This window comes from Dyadobacter sp. SRI_021 (assembly GCF_057586235.1).
The window spans coordinates 866,650-890,674 of record NZ_JBYCZM010000001.1 but is presented as its reverse complement, the minus strand read 5'-3'; the positions used below and the strand labels follow the sequence as shown (position 1 = coordinate 890,674).

Annotated in this window: 25 protein-coding genes; 11 read left to right on the top strand and 14 right to left on the bottom strand. The window is 48.3% G+C overall.

Annotated elements, in window-relative coordinates:
• Nucleotides 1-45: 45 nt before the first annotated feature.
• Nucleotides 46-591 (top strand): dTDP-4-dehydrorhamnose 3,5-epimerase, encoded by a 546-nt coding sequence (gene rfbC / locus AC2YIT_RS03705; RefSeq protein ID WP_430842327.1) that lies wholly within the window; start codon nt 46-48, stop codon nt 589-591.
• 9 nt (nt 592-600) lie between these two features.
• Here rfbC and AC2YIT_RS03700 read toward each other — a convergent pair whose 3' ends face one another.
• The 4 genes from AC2YIT_RS03700 to AC2YIT_RS03685 all read right to left on the bottom strand — a co-directional run bounded on the left by AC2YIT_RS03700 (nt 601) and on the right by AC2YIT_RS03685 (nt 3,996).
• On the bottom strand, nt 601-1,281 hold the full coding sequence (locus AC2YIT_RS03700) for a type 1 glutamine amidotransferase domain-containing protein (protein WP_430842329.1): 681 nt from the start codon (nt 1,279-1,281) through the stop codon (nt 601-603).
• Nucleotides 1,282-1,351: 70 nt separating this feature from the next.
• Nucleotides 1,352-2,011, bottom strand: a complete 660-nt coding sequence (locus tag AC2YIT_RS03695) for a response regulator transcription factor (RefSeq protein ID WP_019940293.1) — start codon at nt 2,009-2,011, stop codon at nt 1,352-1,354.
• Nucleotides 2,012-2,015: 4 nt separating this feature from the next.
• Entirely contained in the window at nt 2,016-2,879 is an 864-nt protein-coding gene (locus tag AC2YIT_RS03690; protein ID WP_430842331.1) for a sensor histidine kinase, read from the bottom strand.
• A gap of 715 nt (nt 2,880-3,594) precedes the next feature.
• Nucleotides 3,595-3,996, bottom strand: a complete 402-nt coding sequence (locus AC2YIT_RS03685) for a hypothetical protein (RefSeq protein ID WP_430842333.1) — start codon at nt 3,994-3,996, stop codon at nt 3,595-3,597.
• A 487-nt stretch (nt 3,997-4,483) separates the two neighbouring features.
• Between AC2YIT_RS03685 and AC2YIT_RS03680 the strand changes: the two genes are divergently transcribed.
• The 4 genes from AC2YIT_RS03680 to AC2YIT_RS03665 all read left to right on the top strand — a co-directional run bounded on the left by AC2YIT_RS03680 (nt 4,484) and on the right by AC2YIT_RS03665 (nt 6,595).
• On the top strand, nt 4,484-4,921 hold the full coding sequence (locus AC2YIT_RS03680) for a hypothetical protein (RefSeq protein ID WP_430842335.1): 438 nt from the start codon (nt 4,484-4,486) through the stop codon (nt 4,919-4,921).
• Nucleotides 4,922-5,054: 133 nt separating this feature from the next.
• Nucleotides 5,055-5,330, top strand: coding sequence for an Rdx family protein (locus AC2YIT_RS03675; protein WP_430842337.1), 276 nt, complete (start codon nt 5,055-5,057; stop codon nt 5,328-5,330).
• A gap of 258 nt (nt 5,331-5,588) precedes the next feature.
• Nucleotides 5,589-6,011, top strand: a complete 423-nt coding sequence (locus AC2YIT_RS03670; RefSeq protein WP_223400226.1) for an Hsp20/alpha crystallin family protein — start codon at nt 5,589-5,591, stop codon at nt 6,009-6,011.
• Between the two features lie 254 nt (nt 6,012-6,265).
• Entirely contained in the window at nt 6,266-6,595 is a 330-nt protein-coding gene (locus tag AC2YIT_RS03665; protein WP_430842339.1) for a hypothetical protein, read from the top strand.
• Nucleotides 6,596-6,640: 45 nt separating this feature from the next.
• Here AC2YIT_RS03665 and metG read toward each other — a convergent pair whose 3' ends face one another.
• Nucleotides 6,641-8,716: a methionine--tRNA ligase gene (metG, locus tag AC2YIT_RS03660; protein WP_487278258.1), complete on the bottom strand. Its 2,076-nt coding sequence runs from the start codon at nt 8,714-8,716 to the stop codon at nt 6,641-6,643.
• 146 nt (nt 8,717-8,862) lie between these two features.
• On the opposite strand from metG, the gene AC2YIT_RS03655 reads away from it, so the two are divergent.
• The gene (locus tag AC2YIT_RS03655) at nt 8,863-9,861 is read left to right on the top strand and encodes an NAD-dependent epimerase/dehydratase family protein (protein WP_487278257.1); all 999 of its coding nucleotides are present in this window, start codon (nt 8,863-8,865) and stop codon (nt 9,859-9,861) included.
• Between the two features lie 76 nt (nt 9,862-9,937).
• Nucleotides 9,938-11,344, top strand: a complete 1,407-nt coding sequence (locus tag AC2YIT_RS03650) for a tetratricopeptide repeat protein (protein ID WP_430842344.1) — start codon at nt 9,938-9,940, stop codon at nt 11,342-11,344.
• Here the strand turns inward: AC2YIT_RS03650 and AC2YIT_RS03645 are convergent, their stop codons facing one another.
• Complete coding sequence (locus AC2YIT_RS03645; protein ID WP_487278256.1) at nt 11,345-12,463, bottom strand: glycosyltransferase family 4 protein; 1,119 nt, start codon at nt 12,461-12,463, stop codon at nt 11,345-11,347.
• Between the two features lie 90 nt (nt 12,464-12,553).
• Between AC2YIT_RS03645 and AC2YIT_RS03640 the strand changes: the two genes are divergently transcribed.
• Nucleotides 12,554-13,846, top strand: coding sequence for a M16 family metallopeptidase (locus tag AC2YIT_RS03640; RefSeq protein WP_487278255.1), 1,293 nt, complete (start codon nt 12,554-12,556; stop codon nt 13,844-13,846).
• Between the two features lie 62 nt (nt 13,847-13,908).
• Here the strand turns inward: AC2YIT_RS03640 and AC2YIT_RS03635 are convergent, their stop codons facing one another.
• A complete protein-coding gene (locus AC2YIT_RS03635; protein WP_487278254.1) occupies nt 13,909-15,150 on the bottom strand; it encodes a M16 family metallopeptidase in 1,242 nt (413 codons plus the stop codon).
• Between the two features lie 139 nt (nt 15,151-15,289).
• On the opposite strand from AC2YIT_RS03635, the gene AC2YIT_RS03630 reads away from it, so the two are divergent.
• Nucleotides 15,290-16,408 carry a tetratricopeptide repeat protein gene (locus tag AC2YIT_RS03630; RefSeq protein WP_487278253.1) on the top strand — a complete coding sequence of 373 codons (1,119 nt, stop codon included), beginning with the start codon at nt 15,290-15,292 and terminating at the stop codon, nt 16,406-16,408.
• A gap of 10 nt (nt 16,409-16,418) precedes the next feature.
• Here AC2YIT_RS03630 and AC2YIT_RS03625 read toward each other — a convergent pair whose 3' ends face one another.
• Genes AC2YIT_RS03625 through AC2YIT_RS03615 form a run of 3 tightly spaced genes read right to left on the bottom strand, consistent with a single transcriptional unit; the run spans nt 16,419 to nt 18,550 of the window.
• The gene (locus tag AC2YIT_RS03625; protein ID WP_487278252.1) at nt 16,419-17,558 is read right to left on the bottom strand and encodes an amidohydrolase family protein; all 1,140 of its coding nucleotides are present in this window, start codon (nt 17,556-17,558) and stop codon (nt 16,419-16,421) included.
• A gap of 28 nt (nt 17,559-17,586) precedes the next feature.
• Entirely contained in the window at nt 17,587-18,090 is a 504-nt protein-coding gene (gene ispF / locus AC2YIT_RS03620; RefSeq protein WP_487278251.1) for a 2-C-methyl-D-erythritol 2,4-cyclodiphosphate synthase, read from the bottom strand.
• Nucleotides 18,091-18,109: 19 nt separating this feature from the next.
• Nucleotides 18,110-18,550, bottom strand: coding sequence for a hypothetical protein (locus tag AC2YIT_RS03615; RefSeq protein WP_430842358.1), 441 nt, complete (start codon nt 18,548-18,550; stop codon nt 18,110-18,112).
• A gap of 205 nt (nt 18,551-18,755) precedes the next feature.
• Between AC2YIT_RS03615 and AC2YIT_RS03610 the strand changes: the two genes are divergently transcribed.
• Nucleotides 18,756-19,226, top strand: coding sequence for a Dps family protein (locus tag AC2YIT_RS03610; RefSeq protein WP_106596983.1), 471 nt, complete (start codon nt 18,756-18,758; stop codon nt 19,224-19,226).
• Between the two features lie 73 nt (nt 19,227-19,299).
• Here the strand turns inward: AC2YIT_RS03610 and AC2YIT_RS03605 are convergent, their stop codons facing one another.
• Entirely contained in the window at nt 19,300-19,755 is a 456-nt protein-coding gene (locus tag AC2YIT_RS03605) for a hypothetical protein (RefSeq protein WP_430842360.1), read from the bottom strand.
• A gap of 12 nt (nt 19,756-19,767) precedes the next feature.
• Nucleotides 19,768-20,220, bottom strand: a complete 453-nt coding sequence (locus AC2YIT_RS03600) for an RNA polymerase sigma factor (protein WP_487278250.1) — start codon at nt 20,218-20,220, stop codon at nt 19,768-19,770.
• 247 nt (nt 20,221-20,467) lie between these two features.
• Between AC2YIT_RS03600 and AC2YIT_RS03595 the strand changes: the two genes are divergently transcribed.
• The gene (locus AC2YIT_RS03595; RefSeq protein WP_430842364.1) at nt 20,468-21,124 is read left to right on the top strand and encodes an HAD family hydrolase; all 657 of its coding nucleotides are present in this window, start codon (nt 20,468-20,470) and stop codon (nt 21,122-21,124) included.
• Between the two features lie 20 nt (nt 21,125-21,144).
• Here AC2YIT_RS03595 and AC2YIT_RS03590 read toward each other — a convergent pair whose 3' ends face one another.
• A complete protein-coding gene (locus tag AC2YIT_RS03590) occupies nt 21,145-22,797 on the bottom strand; it encodes a hypothetical protein (RefSeq protein WP_487278249.1) in 1,653 nt (550 codons plus the stop codon).
• Nucleotides 22,794-24,008 carry a hypothetical protein gene (locus tag AC2YIT_RS03585; RefSeq protein WP_487278248.1) on the bottom strand — a complete coding sequence of 405 codons (1,215 nt, stop codon included), beginning with the start codon at nt 24,006-24,008 and terminating at the stop codon, nt 22,794-22,796. Before AC2YIT_RS03585 ends, AC2YIT_RS03590 begins: the two co-directional genes overlap by 4 nt.
• Nucleotides 24,009-24,025 lie beyond the last annotated feature (17 nt).

The following is a 24,025-nucleotide window of genomic DNA, read 5'->3' as shown; positions in this document are numbered from 1 at the left end:
TTGCCCCAACATTAAACTTTGCTCCAACCAAGACATAACCACAATATGCAGATTAGAGAAACTTCCATTGCCGGTCTAGTTGAAATATTCCCAAGGGTCTTCGGTGACGACCGTGGGGTATTCTTTGAATCGTATAATGAGGAGACATTTAAAAAACTCGGTCTGCCCGTAAACTTTGTTCAGGATAATCAGTCGTTCTCCAAAAAGGGTGTGGTAAGAGGTTTGCACTTCCAAAACGCGCCTTTTGCGCAAGGCAAACTTGTTCGTGTGATCTCGGGCAGGGTACTGGATGTGGCTGTGGACATCCGTCCGGATTCCCCGACATTCGGCAAGCATGAAGTATTTGAACTGAGCGGGGAGCAAAACAATATCGCTTATATTCCCGAAGGTTTCGCGCACGGGTTCGCAGCTTTGGAAGATTCTATTTTCAGCTACAAATGCACCAACCTTTATAATAAGGAATCCGAGTCGGGCATTCTCTGGAACGACCCCGATTTGAATATCGACTGGGGAGTTTTCGACCCGATCGTTTCGGAAAAAGATCTCATTCTGCCGACTTTCCGTTCACTTTTCGGTGAGTTGATCAAGTAAATCCGGCATCTATTTTTCAAAAAGTTCTTCGAGCGCTTTCGACGCTACTTTCCGGGCTGAATGTGAATTTTGCCCGGTAATGAGCCGTTCATCCATTTCAATGAATTCCACAAAAGGGATCATCGCTTTGGTGTAATGCGCGCCGCGTTCCTTCAATTTGTCTTCGAGGTAAAAAGGTACTTCGCTTACAAAGCTCACCAGCGCCTCTTCGACGTTGGAGTAGCCGGTCACATATTTGTCCTGGATGAGTAATGTGCCGTCGGATAGCCGGACGTTGAGCAACCCGCAAACGCCGTGCGCAACGGCCGTGACCATGCCATTTCGCTCATAAATAGCTTTCGCGATGTTTTGCAGTTCGGTATTATCAGTAAAATCCGACATCGCGCCGTGGCCGCCTGCGAAATAGATCAGCCGGTAGTCGCTGGGGTTAATATCCGATGGTTTAAGAGAATCCTGAAGCCTCGCACGGAAAGAGGCATCTTCCCAATACCGCGCATTGCATTCGTCTTTCAGATCGAGGCTTCTTTCATCCACAGGGATGCCGCCGCCCAAGGGGCTCACGATGTCCATCAGAATGCGCCTTTTTGCCATTAAGTCGTAAAAGTGCGTCAGTTCATTCAGCCAGAGACCTGTTTTAGAGGTTTTGGTCGGATATGAGTCGTGGTTGGTGCAAACGATCAGGACTTTCATAGCTATACATAGAATGGCTCCGGGAAATATAATATAAACCCCGGAAGTTTTCACCATGAAAGCGTTAGGCTTAGCTTAGCAGCTGGTTTTTGTAGGCGAATGCCACTGCGGCTGCGGTACTTTTTGTTCCGGTTTTTTCCAAAACCCGCAACCGGTGCCCTTCGACCGTGCGCACGCTGATGAACAGTTTGTCGCCGATTTCCGTCGTGGAGAGTCCGTCGCAGATCAATTGCAATACTTCTTTCTCGCGGGAGGAAAGCGCCACATTACACGCATTCGGGAAGAATGGATGCTTGTTGACCTGCCGGTTCACCATTTTGCGGTGCATGGCCTTGGAAACGAAGTCGTTGTAGTAAAAGCCTTCTTCATGCACCCTTCTGATCGCTTTTTCGACTTCATCGGGGCTGGTATCTTTCAGCAAATAACCTTGCACGCCCTTTTCGAGCATGTGTATCACGAAACGATCCTCGTTGTACATCGAAACGACGATGATTTTGATGTTCGGAAAGCGTTCGAAAGCAGCTTCGGTAGCCTGAATGCCATCCATAACAGGCATTTGCAGGTCCATGAAAACGATGTCAGGCGTGTTGGCGGGCAGGCGGTCCAGGAGTTCCTGGCCGTTGCCGGCTTCCAGTACGAATTCGAAGTCGGGAATGCCGCTCAGCATGGAGATAAACCCCTTTCTGAATAGTTCGTGATCGTCGGCGATTCCTAGTTTAAGGGTGCTCATAGCATTAAATATTCACTCGTTCCCGGCGGAATGGATGTAATGGTTCAGGTTTATTACCGGATGCCGGGTTTACCGGAATCCTCGCGATGGCGCTGGAACCGCCCTTGGCCGGCTGTTCGTACTGGACTGTTCCATTCACAATAGCCAACCGGCTTTCGATTCCAAGCAAACCCAGCCCGGCCAGGTTGCTTTCCTTTATTTTTTCCGGGTCGAAACCAACGCCGTTGTCAGTTACCCGCAAACCTATCATTTCTTCGTCGATTTCCAGCACAATATCGATTTTTGTGCAGCTCGCGTGCTTAATAGCATTGTTGACCAGCTCCTGCATAATGCGGTAAAGCGTCAGTTCCAGTTTCTGGCCCTGACGCGGAAATTCCTCCGTATTTGACTGAAAAGCAATGATCAGATTATTATCCTCTTCGAGCTTATGGATAAACTCCTCGATCGCCTCCATCAGCCCGAACCGTTCCAGTGTCGTCGGTACCAGGTCGCGCGTAATGCGCCGCACGTGCAGGATCGTCTCTTCCACAAGCGACTGCGACTTCTTCATAATGCTTTCCTCCTTCTCATCGCCCGAGTTGGCTACCAGCTTACTCAACTGATTGAGACTTAACTTTGTCAACGATAGCATCGTGCCGATGTCGTCATGCAAATCCTGCGCAATCCTTCGTCGTTCTGTTTCTTCGGAGTTCAGCGCGGTATCAAGGAGCAGGCGGTTGTAGTTTTTCTCGATCTCGCTGATACGTTTTTCTTCCTCGAACCTTTTTTTCTGGTAGTACATCACAAATGCGATCATGCAAAACGCCATGGCCAGCATAGCCATGGAGGCTATCAAAAGTGCCCACTTTAGTTCTTCGCTATTTTGCATAATTCCTTGATGAAAAATTATAAATGCCTACGCTGAAAAGCAAGGCGCATAGAATTTCAAAAATACTTGGGATCACTTCAGTTATCCCAAGGTCAGTGTGGTTGTTCCATGTGTATACATAATGCAGGACTGGTGCTAAGAATATCAAACTCGAATAGTAAAGTAGCAGTCCTGAACATACCCAGAAGAATGGGAATGTCAACAAGTTAGGTATTTGCAGTGATTTAATGATCTCATAGAAATAAAGTAGAATGAGTGAAATCATCAAAACGCCTTCGACTGTCTTAGCATATAGGACTAGTCTGTGCTCGTTCAGATTGCCCAAATTTTCATTGGAATTAAATATATCCCAAATACTAAATAGGAACACGCCTAAGATGGAGGTCAGAACGAACCCCTTCTGAGCCTTTCCTGTAAACTGGAAATAGAACATCCCGCCCAATAATGCGTAAAAAAGCGGGATGCTAATGTTGTATAGTATCAGATTGTTCGTTCTGGTGGAAGCCAGGTGAAGCATGACTACGTCGATGATCAGCTTGCATATCAGATAGCAGAAAAGCAACCGCAAAGATTTGTCCACGTACGCTTTTCTGGTTATAGTGAGTGTTAATGGTAATACTGTGACAAATACTGCAATAGAAGAAATAGGATTATTGACAATATATGCAAAGTGGTTATCGAACATACATTAATCGATTTTCGAACTTTCCTGTTCCTAACATTGGCGCGGGCAAAGTGGGCCGCCTGTCATGGCCTCGCCACCCGTTGGCATATCTTTCAAGCCGCCCAGTTGTGCAGTCCGGATAATGTCCTTGCCCTCAGCATCGACAGGAACCAGAACAAGTCTTGGGGTTGGTTTTTTTGATTTGTTTGTTTTTGTGTCGCCGTCCTCTTCCTCGTCTCGCAATCCGTAATATACTCTGAATCCCACACAGTTGTCACCATGCAGTTTAATCAGCTCGTTGAATGTGTGAATGCCGAAGAATTCGGCCTTCACGTAGTTTTCGCCTTTGTCGGTGAAGTAACGTTCCCTCTTTTGATGTGGAATGGTAAGCTCCTGGGCTTCTGACGCTGAAATCAGTCGACCCTCCCGACCTGTAAATCTCTTGCTGTCCATAGTTTTAATTAAAGTATAACAATTAATCAATGTAAATGTAAATAGAGAGGCAGCGAAGGGCAAGCCAACCATTTGCAATTGATTTAACGGTCAGTTTGTAACTAATTGTAAATCAATTCAATTTGTTCTTGAGTTCTGAAAATCACGTAAATTTACGTACTGGATTCGGGCATTAATACGGTGTCATATTTGTAAGCTTACCCATGTTTGAAATCGAGGATTTTTGCGCTAAAATGCTTGTATGCAGTGCTGTACATTTGTAAAGCGTTAGGGAAGACTTTTCAAAGCTTTCTCATCAAGATTAAAGGGTTAGGTTATATTCGAAAGCCGCGAGGGGTGTCCTTCGCGGCTTTTTTTGCCGTCAGATAATTGAAATGGGTTGATGGGCTATTTGTTTTGGGTTGTGCTAGTAGAGTGAGTTATTATGTGTATGGTAAACGGCTGTTTATCAACGCAAAACTATCTATTCATTTAATCAATTTTATCGATGAAAAGATTTCTTATCTCAGCTATCTGTGTGGTAACCTTGACCTGGGCTTGCCAGAAAGAGGATGAAAAGGTAGCCCCTAATGGCAAAAAGAGTACAATGTTAACCGCCGAGGAACAACTAGTCGCGGATCGAATGGGAGCTATGATACCGCTTTCGGAATTCGAAAAAATGAAGGAGAGGTTTCAAAAAGATGTCGGACCGGAAGAGACAAGAGCTGTTTCCTATGGCAAAACCGTTTTGGAGAAGGTGTTATCACAGAAAGGATGCGTGGGCATTCGATTTTACTTTGCAAAAGATAAGAATGGGAAGCAAACTCTGGTTTTTATCGGAGTGGATAAAAATGGGAAAGATATCACCGCCCCTGCAAACGCGAAAACACAAGAAGATCCGACGCAAACGGCGGGAGAGGGGCCTATTTGTCCTAGGCTGTGCTAACCACTGGTGATAAGGTCAAATTTACTTCATACACAGTTGATATTTTGTTGTAGCCGCGAGGGAATGTCCCTCGCGGCTTTTTTTGATTCTTTGCCTGCAATGCCGATTTTTGGTGTTTGTAGCAAAGGAAGATATGAAACCAACCATAGAAATCGAATACTGCCCCAAATGCGGCTGGCTGTTGAGGGCGGCCTGGATGGCCCAGGAGCTGTTGACCACTTTCAGCGATGATTTACATGCCGTGCAACTACGGCCCTCGGAGGTCGCGGGGCGGTACACCATCATGCTCGGCGAAGAGCTGGTTTGGGATAGAAAGCGGGAAGGCCACTTCCCTGAACCGAAGGAAATCAAACAGCTGGTGAGGGATATTATTGCGCCCGATCGTAGCCTTGGGCACAGCGACCGCTGACCGGATATTGGCATTGAAGGGTGTCATTTTGGCGCAGTTGTGTAGCCGAGGCTGTTATTTTGGCATTCTTTTCTCTGCTCTAATATCGCGGAGAAAGAACGGGGAGGTAAAGTGCACCGATTTGCCTCAATAGCTGGTTATAAGCAAATAAGAGACGTTTCCACACCTCACCGTCCATCACATTTTTGTCCGAAAACGATCTTTGGCACGCAGTTTTTCGTTAATAAGTAAAACTTGTGAACCTAAAACGCGATAGCTATGGAAAGCAAACTAAAAATACCCCGGGAGATGTTGATGAATATAGATTTTATCAACACAGTAAACGGTGGAATGAGTGAGCCCTCTATTAAGCTTGACAAAGGGTCGGACGGTTTCGAAGTAGTTGTGAAAATTCCAGGCATCGAGGTTGAGGATCTTCAATTGGAGGTTGTAAAAGGCAAGAGGAACTCAAATAACTTAAAGCTTTTCCACTTGCTGCCCATATTTTCACAGGAAAATTTGCCCGACGAAGAGCAGTGGAAGACAATCCGTTTCATCAATACCTTCGTCATCCCCGACGGAGTAGATATAGACAATATATCAGCAAGGTACGACGACGGTCGTCGCCAGTTGGTTCTGTTCCTTCCTTTCGGAGATGAACAGGGCGATTATCACCGCAAGGTAGATATCGAACGTTGGTAAAAATATCGACAGATTATAAAGAAGCCTGGCCAATTAACCGGGCTTTTTTGTTGCTCAGGAGCCCGTCCGTGCGCTTTTTCGACAAATTCTACGAAGTAAATAGTGGTGGTATTTGGTATTAATCCGGGTAGTGGTTGTACGCTTCCAATAGAATGCATTAAGATTGAGTAAAGATTCCACACTTTTTCAAAAAAGGAATTACATATCTGTATCTTGCACTATTAATTCCCTTAGTGCTCGTCAATCTCAACGTTATGAAAAAGTCTAATATTTTCGCTTTTATTGAGCTTACCAAGTTGGTCGAAGAACTCAAAGTTGACCAGTCCAAACTAAGGCAGAAGCTGAAATCGCAGTCAGCCTACTTCAATATTATCGAACCGCGGTATTTTTCAGAAGGATTGGTTGGGGAGTGGGAAAGCATTCTCAGCGTAATCAAGCAGAAAGGTGCCAAAGTGAATGAAGAGGGCCGTGTGGTGTCGAATGCCGTGAGCAACACGATCGACCACCTGACCGACAAGGAATGTTTGTCGCTGGTTGAGCGGGTTAACTCGATCTACGACTCGGTGAGAAAAGAGTTTCAGTAAAAAGGGCCCTGCATGGTACTCCGCCGATGCAGGGCCGTTGTATTGTTAGTTGACGGTCCCGCCGTTCCAGACATCTTTGCCCGGTTGGACGAATGCGAGGCTGCCGTCGCGGTCTTCGGCCATCAGGATCATTCCGTGGCTTTCCATTCCCATCATCTTTCTCGGGGCGAGGTTGGCCAGGTATAACACCTTTTTGCCGACAATCTCTTCAGCTTTGAAATGCTCGGAAATTCCACTTAAAACGGTGCGTTGCTCCGCACCTATGTCGACCAGCAGTTTCAATAGCTTCTTGCTTTTAGGGACATTCTCGGCCTCGAGGATGGTCGCTATACGGATATCCATTTTAGTGAAATCATCATATTGGATTTCAGGTTTGACAGGAAGTACAGTTTTGCCTTCCAGCTCATTCTGGCGTTTGGCATCGTGAAGCTTCTGCACCTGTTTTTCGATCACGCTGTCTTCTATTTTTTCGAAAAGCAGTTTGCCTTCCAAAACAGGTTGGCCTATGGTCAGAAGATCCGCATTACCTGCATCCTGCCAGTTTTTGCCCGATAGGCCCAGCTGCTCCTGAATTTTAGCCGAGGTAAATGGCAATACCGGCTCGGAAACGATCGACAGCGTTGCTGAAATCTGCAATGCGATATTTAAAATCGTATTCACACGCTCCGGATCGGTTTTGATCGCGTGCCATGGCTGGGTATCTGCCAGGTATTTGTTTCCTGTACGGGCGAGGTCCATGATCAATGAGAGCGCTTCGCGGAAACGGTAATTTTCCATCGAATCGGCTATCCTCGCCGGGAATGCGGCCAGTTCGTCGAGCGCGGCGCGGTCGATGTCCTGCAACTCGCCGCGTTGAGGCACTTTGCCTTCGCAGAACTTCTGAGTGAGCACCACGGCGCGGTTAATGAAGTTCCCGTAAATGCCTACGAGCTCACTGTTATTGCGGGTTTGGAAATCTTTCCAGGTGAATTCGCTGTCTTTGGTTTCGGGCGCATTCGCGGTAAGCACGTAACGTAAGACATCCTGCTTATCGGGAAGTTCTTCCAGGTACTCGTGCAGCCACACGGCCCAGTTGCGCGAAGTCGAAATTTTGTCGCCTTCGAGATTCATGAACTCGTTGGCGGGAACATTATCAGCCAGGATGTAATTACCTTCGGCCATCAGCATAGCCGGGAAGATAATGCAGTGGAAAACGATATTGTCTTTCCCGATGAAATGCACAAGCTTGGTTTCACCCTCCGACGCATCCTTAGCCGGCTGCCACCATTTTTGCCAGCCTTCGTCGGTGCCATTCTTTTGGATTAACCAGTCTTTGGTGGCAGAAATATAGCCGATAGGCGCTTCGAACCACACATAAAGTACTTTGCCCTCGGTATCTTCCACGGGTACCTTAATGCCCCAGTCGAGGTCGCGGGTCATCGCGCGGGGTTTCAAACCGTCTTTCAGCCATGACTGGCATTGCCCGAAAACGTTCGTTTTCCATTCGGAATGACTGTTGACATACGCCTCGATATCCGGCTGCATTTTGTCGAGCGGCAAATACCAGTTTTTGGTTGCTTTCAAAACTGGCTTAGCGCCTGAGAGCGTCGAGCGCGGGTCTTTCAGTTCCAACGGGCTTAATGTAGAACCGCAGCGCTCGCATTGATCGCCGTAGGCATTGGGGTTTGCACAGACAGGGCAGGTCCCTACAATGTATCGGTCGGCGAGGAACTGTTGCGCGGTTTCATCATAGTATTGCTCGGTCGTTTCCTCGATGAACACCTTTTTGTCATACAGATCCCTGAAAATTTCGCGGGAAGTTTCGTGGTGAACAGGCTTGCTGGTGCGCGAATAGATATCGAACGAAATACCCAGCGATTTGAACGAGGCGTCGATCTGCTCATAATATTTATCGACTACCTGCTGGGGTGTGAGGCCTTCCTTTTTGGCGCGGATGGTAATAGGTACACCATGCTCGTCGGTACCGCTGATAAACGCCACTTCCTTGCCGGAGGAGCGCAGGTAGCGAACGTATATATCGGCAGGTACATAACAGCCCGCCAGGTGGCCGATGTGGATCGGCCCATTGGCGTAGATCAACGCTGCTGTGACGGTATATCTTTGGGGATTTGAAATCGGCATTTGAATTCAGGGATTTGGTTCAATCATTGGAGCCTGGCCTGGCTCCCCGGTGTGGCCGGAGTGTAAAATTAGTAAAAAGGCTTGCAATGGTGTGACAAACTACTTTTTTACTGCGAACTTTGACCCAAACAATTTGTTTTGCTTACATGAAAGTACTCATTACCGGTGCGACGGGCTTGGTGGGCAGTGCAGTAGCCAGAAAGTTCTTGTCGGAAAATCATGAAGTATTCGCGCTGGTGCGTCCTGGTGCAGATAGACGCCTGCTCGCGGACGCGCACCCGCAGCTAACCTGGGTGGAAGGTGACATTCTTGATTTACTTTCCCTCGAAAAAGCCATCGAGGCGATGGATTACGTGGTCCACACTGCTGCCGTGGTGTCCTTTGTGCCGCGCGACCGGAAAATGATGTATAAAGTGAATGCGGAAGGGACCGCCAATGTGGTGAATGTGTGTTTGAAATACCGGACACGAAAACTGGTGCATGTGAGCAGCATTGCCGCCATCGGCCGCCCTGATCCGCGCAAACAGGCAACCGGCGAAGATGTGGTTCTAAGCGAGGAGCAACGCTGGGAGGATTCACCTGAAAATTCGGAATATGCCAAAACCAAACATATGGCCGAGCTCGAAGTGTGGCGTGGCATTGCCGAAGGTCTCCATGCCGTGATCGTGAACCCCACTATTATCCTCGGCGAGGGTGATTGGGAGAAGAGCAGTACGCAGCTTTTTAGATACGTATATAGAGAAAAGCCATTTTATACCGAGGGCATTGCGAACGTCGTGGACGTAGTGGATGTGGCCGAAATCGTGTACCGCCTGGCCGGCTCCGACATTACCGGCGAGCGCTTTCTGCTCAACGCGGGGAGTATTTCCTACCATAATTTGTTCAATATGATGGCAGATAAAATGCACCGCAAAAGACCGTCGTTTAAGGTTGGTGCCGGGTTGGCAGGAGTGATATGGCGTGTGGAAGCGGTGCGGACCTGGCTGTTGGGTACGAAGCCATTGATTACCAGGGAAACGGCGCAATCAGCCGCCAGAAAATTCAACTATGACAATGGCAAAATCAGGAAAGTATTGGATTTTCAATTTAAGTCGATTGAGGAAACGGTGTCCCGCATTAGTGAAAGTTTGATCAGGAGGATTTGAAATCCGGGGAATTATTTTATAACTTTCTTTCATTAACAGTGGTGCATTTGCCCTCGATTCTAACCTAGCGGTTCGTATGATGGAGAAAAATTTTGGTGAAAGGAAGGATTATATGAAGGAGACACTGCTCAGGTTCGAAAGAATGCTGAAAACCAGCGAGCCGGTCTTTTTTGATTTGGACACTTACGAAAAGGTTACAGTACATTACATAGAAAAGGGGGATTGGGAAAAAGCTTTCAAAGCTTGTGAAATGGGCCTGTCGGATTACCCCTATTCGCTCGACCTGCTACTAAGCATGGTTCAACTGCACGCCAACCGCGGCGAGCATGAATTAGCCCTCGAAATATTGGAGCGTGCATCACTCTTTCACCCCGGCGATATCGAGATTTCTTTCATGCAGGTGGCGGTAGCCAACATGATGGGAGAATATGAAGAGGCGATCGAAATCCTCGAAATCTTGCTTGGCAGGGTAGAGGACAGGGATGAGATCTATTTCCAGATCGGGCAGACCTACCAGAATTGGGGCAAGTATGAAGATGCGATCAAATACTATAAACGGTCGCTTCGCAATAATCTGAATAACGAGAATGCGCTTTACGAACTGGCTCATTGCCTTGACCTGGTAGGCCAGCTGGAAAGCCATTTGGGATATTATAACGACCTCGTCGATCGTGATCCGTTCTCGCATCATGCGTGGTATAACCTCGGGATTGCATTCAGCAAGCTGGAACGCCATGAGGATGCCGTGCACGCCTATGAGTACGCGACGCTCATTAAGGATGATTTTGCTTCTGCATTCTTCCAGTTGGGTAACTCTTATATGAACCTGGAAAAGTACGAGGACGCCAAAATCCAATACCTGCGTGCCATTGAGCTGGAAGGCGACCAGCCGGAGACATGCTGCTGCCTGGGGACCTGCTATGAGAAGTTGGGCGAATTTGAAACGGCCATTAAATACTACCGCCAAACCGTCAAACTCGACAGCCAGTGGGATGATGGCTGGTATGGTCTCGGTATCTGTTTCAGCGAGCTGGGCCGTTGGTATGAAGCGGTCGGTTTTCTCCGGAAAGCAATCCAGATCACCGAACTGAACCCCGATTATTGGTTGGCGCTGGCAGAAACCGAATTCAAAGTCGGTAATGTCGTTTCGGCATTTGAAGCATTTGAAAAAGCGGCGGAAATAGAGCCTTCCAATCCTGATATCTGGCTCAAATGGTCGTATGTGCTGTTCGAGCAAGGCAACTATGCCCGGGCTTGTGATTTGCTGCAAGCGGCGATCGATGAAATGTCCGAAGAGGCGGATTTGTATTACCGAATGGCCGTTTATCAGATCCATGCGGGACAGTACCGTGAAGCATTGGTGAATCTCGAAATCGGTTTGACATTGGACTACGACGGCCACGAACAGCTTTTTGACTTCTTCCCGGACCTGGAAAAACAGAAAGCATTGTACCGCATTATCGAACAGTATCGCGAGAAATAATCAGTTAAGGCTTTCGTAAAGCTGGACAAGCTGCCGGGCAATGTGTTTACCCGAAAATTGTTGAACATGCTCCCGGCCAGCTTCTGATAGGATATTCCGAAGATGAACATCAGTGACCAGTTTTTGTAACTGCTCGCTGATGTTTTCTATTTGATAGGGATCTGCATAAAGACCACCCGGTCCACCCGCTTCTTCCAGGCAGGAGCCTTTTGCGGCTAATACTGCAGTCCCGCTGTGCAGAGCCTCCACAATGGGGATACCAAAACCTTCATATATCGAAATGTAGGCAAACACCTCCGCCGCTTGGTATAAGGCTGGCAGATGCGGTGTGGACACGTTATGCAATAGTAGCACACGATCTTCGAGCTTCAATCGCTGGATCGTCTCTTTGATTTTTGACAAATAGCCGGTTGGTTTTCCTACCAATACCAGTTTGAAATCATGGTCTTTCAATTGGGCAAACGCTTCTATTAGCCGGTGCTGGTTTTTGCGTTCTTCCAGCGTGCCTACGCAGAGTATAAACGGCCCTTTTATGCCATAATCAGCACAAATGTGGTTGCGTTCCGCTAATGCGAGCTGTTGTTGAAATACCGGATTGCAATCCTGGTAGATGACTTTGATTTTAGCATTATCCACACCGTACAGCTCGATCAAGTCGCGGCGCGTCTGATCGCTCACGGCCACCACCGAGTCGGTGCGCTGGCAGGCGGACTTAAACTTGTGCCGGTAAATGGCACGGTCGATGGGTTTGAATAAATGCGGTAACCTCTCAAAAATGAGGTCGTGGATGGTAACTACCGATCGTATGCCAGCGGATTGGAGGCCTTGGGGGATTTCGTTGCTCAGGCCGTGGTAAATGCCGATACGATCATCGCGCAGCTGGCGTGTCATGCGTGCATAACGCCAATACGCGGAGAGCTTTTGATCAATGATACCTTTCGGGTAACGGATTGAGCCGCTGGGAAATCCGTCGAACAAGTGCCGGTTATTTTTCGGGGTATAGGCGAGGTATTCGTGGCCGGGTTCATGCCCCCTTAATGCGTCGAGGACGAAGCGGCTGTAATTTCCCAGACCTGTTTTATTGGCAAACGCTCTTTTAGCGTCGAATCCGATGCGCATAATGTGTAACTACAAGGCTTTCCGGGCAAAAGTCTGTATTTTTGCGGATACCACCGAAAATTATTGGTGGCTATTTTGTGTTACAAAGGAATGAAGAGAAACAATGTCCGCAAACGGGCTAACCCCAAAGCATCCTCCCTTTCAACAGCCGAAGAATATCAGATACACACGCTGACCAACGGGATCCGCATTGCACATAAGCAGGTTCCTTACACGCAAATAGCGCATTGCGGCATTATGCTGGATATCGGCAGCCGCGATGAATTACCTCATCAGCAAGGCCTTGCCCACTTCTGGGAGCACATGGCTTTCAAGGGCACTGAAAAGCGAAGTTCCTACCACGTGATCAACCGGCTTGAAAACGTCGGCGGCGAGCTGAATGCCTATACTACCAAAGAGAAAATCTGCTTTCACGCCTCAGTACTCGACGATCATTTCGAGAAGGCGATGGATTTGCTGGCAGATATTACTTTTCACTCCGTGTTTCCCGATAAGCAGATCGAGCGTGAGCGGAATGTGATTCTGGAAGAAATGTCGATGTACGTCGATTCGCCCGAGGACGCCATTCAGGATGATTTCGATCAGCTGATTTTTCCGGACCATGCGTTGGGTGCTAATATATTGGGTACGGCCGAGACGGTTAATTCGTTTGGCCGGGAGCAGTTATACGAATTTATCAACCATAATATCGACACCGAGCGCATTGTAGTGTCGTCGGTGAGCCGGTTGCCGTTTTCAAAAGTAGTCCGCATTGCCGAAAAGTACCTGGGCGGCGTGCCGCATCGCACGACCAGCAGGGAACGTAAGGCGCCGTTGATCTACACGCCTGTGCGTCAGGAACGCGAGCGTCCGATCCAGCAGGCACAAGTGGCGATGGGCCAGCCTGCCTATGCATTGCTCGATGAGCGCCGTTTGCCGTTTTTTATGCTGGTGAATTTGCTCGGAGGGCCCGGAATGAACTCGCGGTTCAACCTGTCGTTGCGTGAAAAGTATGGTTTTGTGTATTCAATCGAGGCAAATTATACGCCTTACCTCGACACCGGATTTATGGGTATCTTCTTCGGCACGGAGAAAAAACAGCTGAATAAGAGCATTTCTCTGATTAACAAAGAATTGAAACGCATTCGGGAAGTGCCTTTGACCACGCTTCAACTGCATCAAACCAAAGTGCAGCTCATGGGGCAGTTGGCCATGTCGGAGGAAAGCAATATGAGTTTTATGCTCATGATGGCAAAAAGTATTCTCGACACCGGTAAGGTCGATTCGCTGCCGGAGATTTTCGGGGAGATCGAACAGATCACCGCCGCCCAGTTACAGGAAATCGCGATGGAGCTATTCAACGAACAGAATTTCAGTTATCTGACATTTCTGCCAGAGGAATGAAATTATACCTCGCTGACAGCTTAATCATATTTAATACATTCTCTTTTTGCTTATATCTCATCCTATTTCGCTTCGGCGCGGTAATACATTGTTGACGTATTCTCAGGCCTTAGAATAGTTTTCGCTGCATTGTTAATATCATCCGGAGTGAGCGCTCGGATGATGTCGGCATCGGCATTGGCCCAATCCACATTGCCGGCGTTGGCGGCAAATGCGAGGTTCATTGCCCGGTTGAGCAATTCTACTTCTGAGAAGGCCAGGGACGCCTCCGATTGGTTTTTTACTTTGGTTACTTCTTCTTCCGACGCACCGTTTTCAACGATTTCCTGCAAAATTTCGGTCACTGCAGCGTCTGCTTCTTCCAATGTAACACCGGGATTCAGGTTTCCTTTAATCATTAGCAGTCCCGGATCCAGCGAAGAGATAATGCTGCCGCTCACACTGTTGAACAGTGCGCGTTCTTTCAGCAATTTCTGATACAGGCGTGAAGATTTTCCTCTTCCCAAAACGTCACTAAGCAAATCGCCTGCGTAAAAACCATCATCATACCGTCCAGGCATGTGGAAAACCTTGATCAGCGAATTAAGCGGCACATTGGCGGAAGTTTCGAGGAAACGGGCTTCGGTTTGCACCGGTTCCGCAGGCAGATTGCGGACGTAAGCTGGGCCGGCCGGGATCCCGCCAAACCATTTTTCGGCTAATCTCTGCACTTTTTCGAATGACACGGCACCTGCAACGACCATTACTGCATTGTTGGGGCGGTAGAAACGGAAGAAGAAGTCCTGCACATCATCCATGGTAGCGCGTTCGATGTGACCGATGTCCTTCCCGATCGTCGCCCAGCGATAGGGGTGTGTTTTGTAGGCTAATGGCCGTAATTTCAGCCACATATCGCCATAAGGCTGATTGAGATACCGCTGTTTGAATTCCTCGATCACGACCTTGCGCTGGACTTCGAGCACATTCGGGTCGAAAGAAAGGCTTAACATCCGGTCCGATTCCAGCCAGAATGCCGTTTCTACATTATCTGCCGGCAATGTGATGTAGTAGTTGGTAATATCCGGGGACGTAAAAGCATTATTCTCGCCGCCAACGTTCTGAACAGGGATGTCGTAACTGGGAATGTTTTTGGAGCCGCCGAACATCAAATGCTCAAACAAATGGGCAAAACCGGTGCGTTCTTCGTCCTCGTCCCGCGAGCCCACGTTATACAGGATATTTACCGCAGCCATGGGTGTTGAAAAGTCTTCGTGGACAAATACCCGAAGGCCGTTACCCAAAGTAAACTGCTTGTAGCGAATCATATTTTATCAAAAAGGAAGTTGAATAGAGAGTATATGCCCAAAATAAAACCGGGGGCCGAAACCCGCGCATTCAATTATGGGTTATAAACAAAGCTACTGTTCAGCTGGGATACCACCAAACCAATTTGAGTTGAAAGCCATGCAAATTACACTTCGTTCCCTGTGCCTGGGGATTTTACTTGCCCTTTGTTCCATCCAGGCTAATGCCCAATTGCTGAATGACCCCGCCTCATTAAAAAACATCCAGAATAGCCTCGACAAGATTTACAATTACGAATTCGATGAGGCAGTCCAGTTCATCGATCAGGTAGAGAAAAAGTATCCCAACCATCCGGTTTCCTACATCCTGGACTCATTCATCCTCTATTGGAAATACCTGCCGATCAAAGATAATCCGGCCAAATCCAAAGAGTATATCCAGAAACTTGATCAGTGTCTGGAAGCGATTAATAAGCGGTACGGAAAGAACAGTACCGATCCCGAAGCTGTGTTTTACACGATGGTAGCGCGCGGTTATATGGCGATGATGTACAATTACCGCGGGGAGATGATGGCTGCGGCGGGTGAGGGTAAAAAGGCCTATAATGCATTTGTGGAAGGATTCAAACTGATGCATAAGAACCCGGAATTTTACTTCACATCCGGGATGTATAATTATTATGTGGAAGTTTATCCGGAAGAACATCCGATCGTCAAGCCTTTACTGGTGTTTTTCAAAAATGGAGACAAAGCGCTGGGGCTGAAACAGGTAGATACAGCTACAAAAGTCGGGACGATTACGAAAGCAGAATCATGCTATTACATCTCTCACATTTACCTGAAATACGAATCAAAGCCTGAGAAGGCCGCTTTTTATATGGAAAAGCTGGTGAATATGTACCCGCGAAACCCTATTTACCTGATGAAGCATTTGGAAGCGCAACTGCTCTCAGGCAAATACGAGGAGGCATATGAAGGCTTGCAGCTGCTTCGGAAACAAGGTACTGGTTTTTACCCGGTTGCCTGGCGGACATTTCAGGGGATTTTGGAAGAAAAAGACCGCAAAAACGACGCCGCCGCGCAAAAGGAGTATCTGGCAGCCCTCAAAACGCCTCACGACGATCAATACACGAAAGAATATCATGCATTTGCCTATGCCGGACTCGCGCGCATTTCTGCGCGGGCGGGCAACAAGGCAAAAGCCAGGGAGTATTACAAAAAATGCCTTGGCAAAGCCGAATATCGTTCGATTGTCCGGGAGGCCAAGGCATTCAAATGATGCTTGAAAGTTAGTCAGGGAACTGGCTTTTGTCGAGTCCCGGGATGATTTTCAGTGCATTTTTGTAGTAAAGCTTTTTTAAAACTTCATCGGATAGGCCCATCCCGTACATGCGCCAGAACGCGTGGTATTTTTTATGGTAGGGGAAATACTCGTCCTCGGTTTCCAGCACGCGGAAATACGTCGCATATTCGGCAGGCACCCAGCTGTCTTTACCAAACAGCACACGGTCCTGGTATTTATCGAAAAACTTCTTGGCCGTGCGTGGCTGGCGGCCCAATTCGGCTATCACCGCGCCTATTTCCACATACATGTTTGGGAAGGCGATCATCAGGCTGTCGAGCTTTTTGAGGTTGTTGGGATACCAGCCCATGTGCGCATTGATAAACGTCGTTTTCGGGTTCATCTTGAAAATGTGGTGCTGCTCGGCGATCAGCGAGTCGAATGGAATGGGGTCGTTAGGCCCGCGTTTGCGGCCAGGATGCGTTTTCAGTTCCAGCCAGCGTTCATTATACCGATCCATCGGGTCCCAGAAAGACGGCACATCGGCGGTGTGGATCAGTACGGGAATACCCAGCTCGCCGCATTTCTGCCAAACCGGCTGCAAACGAGGATCGCTCACCGGCACACGGTTGCCTTTGTCGTCTTTGATGCCTGCGAAGCCCAGGCTTTTATAAATTTTCAAACCTTTCGCACCCATTTTTACATCTTCCTCCAATTGCTTTACCGCCTTTGCAGACCAGTCTTTTTCACCGAAACCCTTGAATTGAAGGTTTGTGAAGACAGCAATGCGCTTCGGTTCGTTTTTAGCCACATTCTCCAGCGAACCTTTCAAAGTAGCTGTGCCCTCAGCCCATTCCTGTGTCCAGCCGCGCCCACTGAGATTCACCATAATACCCATATTCAGCGCATCCATTTCTTTTACCAATGCTTTCAGGTCCTGTGATGGCATCTGATATTGGTGGTTGTGCACGTCGATAAATGGAAATTTTGCTCTTTTCACCGGGTGCTCTTCCACTTTCAGCGTGGAAACAGGGTCGTACTCTTCAAAACCGAGCGGTTGTTCGGTGGGTGGTGCAGATGACTGCTGGGCACATGCGCTGAAAGTCACGCCCGTGGAAAGGGAGAGAAATAGTATTACTTTTTTCATGCAAATCTATTTTATACAGGAACGTTAGCTATGCATTTTCCGGAAAGGCTCCGGGGTTATAGATCAATGCAACACAATGCGCGGCAATACCCTCCTCCCTTCCTACAAATCCCAGGTGCTCGGAGGTGGTCGCTTTGATCGAAATATCTTCTTCTGAAATGCCTGTCACCTCTGCCAGACAGGTTTTCATGGCCGGAATGTGCGGGTTAAGCTTCGGGGTCTGCAATACGACAGTGACATCCACATTGCCCACTTCATAACCTTTTTCGCGGATCATTTCCAGTACTTTGGCCAAAAGGATCTTGCTATCGACGCCCTTCCATTGCGGGTCTTTGTCGGAAAAATGGTAACCGATATTACGCATATTGGCGGCGCCCAGGAGCGCGTCGCATATCACATGACAAACCACGTCGGCGTCGGAGTGTCCTTTGGCACCATGTGTATGAGGTATTAAAATGCCGCCGAGCCAAAAGGGCCGGCCTTCTACTAACTGGTGAACATCGTAGCCCTGGCCTACGCGGAATGGGAACATAATAAGTGTAATCGGGGTATTATAGGTTGTCTAACTTTTTTTTAATAGCTTCAATACTATCATCAAGCCTTTTGGTTTTGCCTCTATGTTTCCTCAATGCTGTTTCCAGCCGATCGGTATGCTCTTTCGCCAGATCGAATTTTTTCATCATGTATTCGTACAATAGCGAAAGGTCGTCCTTCCCGAGCGTGTTTCGTGCGTAGTTCTCGATATTAATGGCGTTTTTTCGGGCGATGGCAAATACATCCAGGAGTGTTCTGTGCAATTTTGCATGTTTCATCTCATAGATTTGCTGTTGACGCTTCGTCCGAGCAGCCATGGAAGCTACGGACCGTATGTCGTTTGCCATGTTAATGTCGAGCAACCGTATCTTTTTGAGATCGTTGTCAATTCTGTCAAGGATAAGATAGATATCTGCCGTCATCTCTTCGAGGTTACTGATTCTTTCGCTGTCTTTCATAAAAGATAGGTTAACAAATATAACAATTCTTTCCTACCTATACGGAACAACAGGGCTTTGGTAACGATATATCGGGCAGCAATTTTCCTGCGGTGAAAAAAGTGATTAAAATCGCTTTTTTTGACATTGCAGGGCAACTTTTTAGCGACTAGCTTTGGTTACCTTTATGAATCAAACACAATCAACACATCAAATACAGAGACGCATGAAAACCAACATCGGAATATCTGACGAGCATAGCCAGGCCGTTGCCTACCAGTTGAACAAGTTGCTCGCCAATGAATTTGTACTTTATACCAAAACCCGCAACTATCACTGGAATATCGGAGGCATGAATTTCTTCGAACTGCATAAGCTTTTTGAAGGCCAATACGAGCAGCTGCAAGTGATTCTCGACGATATCGCAGAGCGTATCCGCGCTATCGGCCACTATTCGGAAGCACGCCTGGCGGATATTCTGAAACTGACCGACCTCCTCGAACCGGAGTACACCACCGAACCGAAGACGCAACTGCAGAATTTGCTGGATGACCATGAAACGATCATTCGTCTCCTGCGCCCTTTGGTAACCGAATTTGCAGATACTTACAAAGACCTGGGATCAAGCGACTACGTGACCGGCCTGCTTAGAGAGCATGAGAAAATGGCCTGGATGCTCCGCGCATTCCTGAAATAAGATTCTGTAACGAACATAAAAAGCCGGTCGGATCGCAATGTCCGCCGGCTTTCGTGTGTACAGGTAGATATTTTTACTTGTTGTTCGCTTGTGTCTCAGTCTTCATCTTTTCAATTTCCTCCTGCTGTGCCACGGATTTGAAATAGAAATATAAACCCGCGATCAGGAAGATTTTTGACAGGATAAAAACAGCAATGAATGCAGGGCGCCACAGCTTATGCACTTTCATATGTGTGTCGTTCACCTCCACATTGAGGTATTGCTTCGCATCGACGGGTTCTTCCTGGTTGCTCCGACCTTTTTTCTCGCGGATGCTCCTCAGCAATATAATTTCCCGTATGGCTTCCGGCGGCCGTACAGAGCCCTCTGCAAAGTAACGTTTGATGTCGTATTCGAGATCATTTACGTACTCGGCCATTTCACTGTCTGCCAGCATCATTTCCGCGACCTGTGCCTGCTCTTCTTCGCTGGCCAGCCCCATTAAATGTGACTCGAGAATGCCGCTCTCGATAAATTCCTGTTTGCTCAATGGGTGTAAAATTTACGCGTTGCGATATGATTTAAAAAACTCGTGAAACGAACGAAGTACTTCCTTTTTGGATATATTCAATTTGCCTGCGACCTCTTCCGGCGTGAAACCCTGCCTGAATGCAAGGTCGAAAATGCTTTGCGGGGAAGTGTCTCCCTGGGCATATTCAGCTCCTGCGGGTGCGAGGGCGGTCAGTTTACGTTTGGCCTCCACGGCTTTGGCCCGCGCCAGCTTAATCACACAAGCTGCAAAGGTAAAAGGATAACTATTACAAGATTGCAATTGCGGGGAGGAGAATACACTTACCAGGACTTCTTGTGCCAGGTGTACCTGCGGCAGGATTTGTAATATAATACCATATGCCATGGCACCGTACTGGTCATACACTTCAAGGGAAGTGAGCGTTTTGGGCTTCGAAAGTGCGTGACCATCGACTCCATTGCCAGCTCGTTCTAGTTCATTCATATAAGCAATTAATTGATCGGATATTGGGTCGGGTAAATCTGGAAGCTTTTAGTATGATGCTGAATTCAAGGGAGTTTTGAGTAAATAGTGTGAGGCGTTGTGGGTAAATTTAATAGAATGCTCCATAAAAAGGTCAGTTGCGTGTAAAAAGTTTGAATTAAAATTGTCAAATTATTTCAAGTGATGTACCACTTTTTAGTTCGGCATTTCATTTCCGGGAAGGAATTTCGATGGTTAACTTTGTAGGATGAAAGAAAAATTAGCAATCATTTTTGATATGGACGGCGTGATTGTCCATACGAATCCTTATCACTCCCGCGCATTCCGCGAGTTCTTTTCAAAACGGAACCTTTCGCCAACCGAAGAGGAATTTGCCCAACACATGTATGGTAAAAGCAATAGTTATATATTAAGCCATTTTTTGCAACGCGTAGTTGAAGGGGAAGAATTGCTGCAAATGGAAGAGGAAAAGGAAGGGCTATTCCGTGAATTGTATGCGCCCTATGTGGAGCCGATCAAAGGGATCGTAGAATTCATGCACGATTTGAAAGTAAATGAGGCAGTTCTAGGGGTGGCCACCTCCGCGCCTCGGGCGAATCTCGATCTGATCCTGAGCAAGGTCCCTGTTCAGGAAATGCTGGGTTCGATTCTGGCCAGTGAGGATGTAAAAAAGCACAAACCCGATCCCGAAGTTTATCTCAGTTCGGCAAAGAACCTGGGCGTTGAACCTGGCCAATGCGTTGTATTTGAAGACTCATTCTCGGGCGTCTCGGCCGCGCTCAATGCAGGTATGCGTGTAGTGGGCGTGCTGAGCTCACATACCCGCGAGGAATTGCCGCCGTGTAACTTGTATATCAACGATTACAGCGACCTCTCCTTCGAGAAAATCGCTGCGCTCTTTTAGGTATTTGAACTTCTGAATTACTATAAGGTAACCGGATCGTTGACCCTAACATCGAATGCGCCCGTCAGCACCTTTTCATTTCTTTTAATTTGAAGGAATATCCGGTACTGGCCGCCTTTCGGAAAAGCATACGGAAACGAAATGCGTGTACCGTGCTCCATGCCGGTCATACCGCCTTCGGTGGCATTGTACATGCCCATTTCCTTCATGAGGAACAACTCGCGGTCGATGGTCGGCATGGCTTTGAGATGAGCTAAATGCCGGTCAATACTGTCGCGGAAAACATCCGGCCTGGGCCATTTAGCTACATGAGCCGTATCCGATATGCGATTTTCAAATGATTGCCCGGCAGCCATCGAGTAAGAACCGTTCGGGTGCAGGTGAATGTAAACTGAGCCATCGGAACGCATGACAACGGCGTGGCCGAGCATGCCCAGGTACGGCTCCGGGAAGCACGGGCTATTGTCCGGGTTGTATATTTCAAAATTAAGCTGATAGGGTTTCCCCGCTTCGAGCGCCTTGTCGGGCTTGCCTTCCCAAATGGCGTAGGAGCCATCCTTGAAAACAGTTTTGGTGCCGGGTTTCCCGCAAATGACCACATTTTCGCCCATAGGCACCCTGCCGGGCGTATCAAGCGGATCGGTAATGATGTAGGTGTCGTCCTCTGATATTGCTTTGGCGGCGTGAGCGGTCGGTTTCTCGTGGATCGTCAACGTGTCGACGATCGTTTCGGCAAAGCCAGAGTACTGCACAATATCTGAGTAAACCAAGTATTGGCCGGCAGGTAAATCGGGTAAAGCAGCCTCAAATGTGAGGCTATCCCTGCGGTCGGGATGGACGTGCGCAAATGCGTCGAGCCCCGGCATCCGCACCAGGAAAGTATGCATGATCTTACCGTGGTCGGGTATCAATGTGCTGAGCATGCTACTCTTCTTCCTGTGATCCCAGTTGGTGGTATCTATCTTTAATTGAAACACGCGCTGTGAGTCAGCTTCGATGATCGCTGTTTTGGCATTCAGAGGTTTGTACAACCATTGCTTGTACTCCGCAGCCCAGCTATCCCACCAACTGCTTCCGCCATACAAAATCAGCGAACATACGGCGGTAGCAATGCCCATATTGATCCATCGTTTCCGTTTTTGAGCTGCGGTAAGACTTTGGCCGGGCTTTAAAAGACCGTCGCTCACACTCGCGCCGATGGTCGTGATCATCAGCAGGAAAAGCAACAATCCGACAATGCTGAGGCCAATACCAAGTCCTTTCGGCATATCCCGCTCTGCCGTTGAGACGGCCACCACGGGGATAATCAACTCCGCATCGCCCTGGACGCCTTCAATGGCAATCTGCGCACTGGACGAGCCCGGCTCCATAAGCCAAACCGCTCCCTGGAACTGGCCTTTTTGTCCCGGCACGGGTGTCAGGGGATCGGCGGTAGGCGCGCCCTTGTCACCCGAGTAAAAGTAGATCGGCCGTACCGTCACTTTGCGGGCCTCGCCATATTCGATAAAAACGGTAACCTGTGCCGTTCCCGGAATGACATCCGGCGGGGTCACATTCACAAGCAATTTGTACGCGCCGGCCTGTGCCTGCATTTGCACGCCTGCACTTCCTACGTGCGCATATGAGGCTATGCTTTGCAGCAATAGGAGAAAGAAATACAGATATTTTTTCATCGTTGAATCCGGTGCATCCAGTTACCCCACGCCAGTCCGATGCGGGTTGATATTAATGTTAAAACCAATGCAATGCCCAGCCCTTTAAGCAGCTGGGGCGTTTCCTCGACCATCCAGGGGCCGAATTTGTAGCGGTACTGCCAGTTGGGATCATTTCCGAAATACCAGTAATGACTTCCGAAAAACCAGTTACGCGCATACGGTGACTCCATCAGGAATCCGCCAAAAAACCACTGCACGACAAAAAACACGATCAGGAAAGTCCCGCCGAGCAGGACAGTGAGTTTCCAGTCATTCCAATGCGCAAAGCGGTAGCGCAGGATGTCCATCGCAATGGCCGGGGCGATCAGCAAAAGAGGGAAATGGAAGCCCTGGTAATGGGTAATGTGGTTCAGGATGGGTCCGAGTTTAGGCTCGGCGGGGAAAAGCGGAATGACCCATAGCGTACCAAGCATGAGGGCCGTGTAAACACCTGTCATGGCGGTAACGGCCCATTTATGCGAAACGGCCCTGCCAGCCGCTACCAAAAGAAGCGGAAACGCGGCGCCGGCAAATATGTAGAAGCTCGACCGGTGCATCCGCATTCTCCCGAGTTCCTCGGATATTAATGTAAACCAGATGGTTAACAGAAATCCTGCTGAAAGCGCAAATAACGAGAATAGTGTTTTGTCCAATGCTTTCGCCCTTTCAAAACCACCGAAAAGTTTCATCTGGTTCTTCACTGCAATGACGCTGATCATGGCACCGAACTGAATGCCGATAATGCCCAGGATTAATACAGTATGCGGAGGAGAAAGGATCGTTACATCCAATCCATAGGTATTATGCCACCAGTCGTCGAAAGGGGCAGAGGTAAGCATTGATAATGCGCCCCAAACGCAGAACAAAGAGCCCAGCGAACTGTAAAAAAAGCCCCAGATTTTGACGCTGGCCGCTTTCTCAACGTCATTTCCCCAGAATGTCTTTCTCAAAATCTCATAGCCTGAAAACAAACCGGCTACTACGGCACCCAGGTAAATGACCAGGTGCGGGGGAGACAACAGGCCGTCACGACCGATGCTCAAATGCCAGCAAATATCCCAGATGAGCCCGGTAATCACACAAAAAGATGCGAAAACGGTGGCGAAAATGTAAACAGGGATGCCCGGACTGGCCTGTATGGCCAATGTCCGGTCGCCGGTTAGCGGCGGAGGGGCTGCGGTGTCTTGCATGGGGCGGAGAGGAAAAT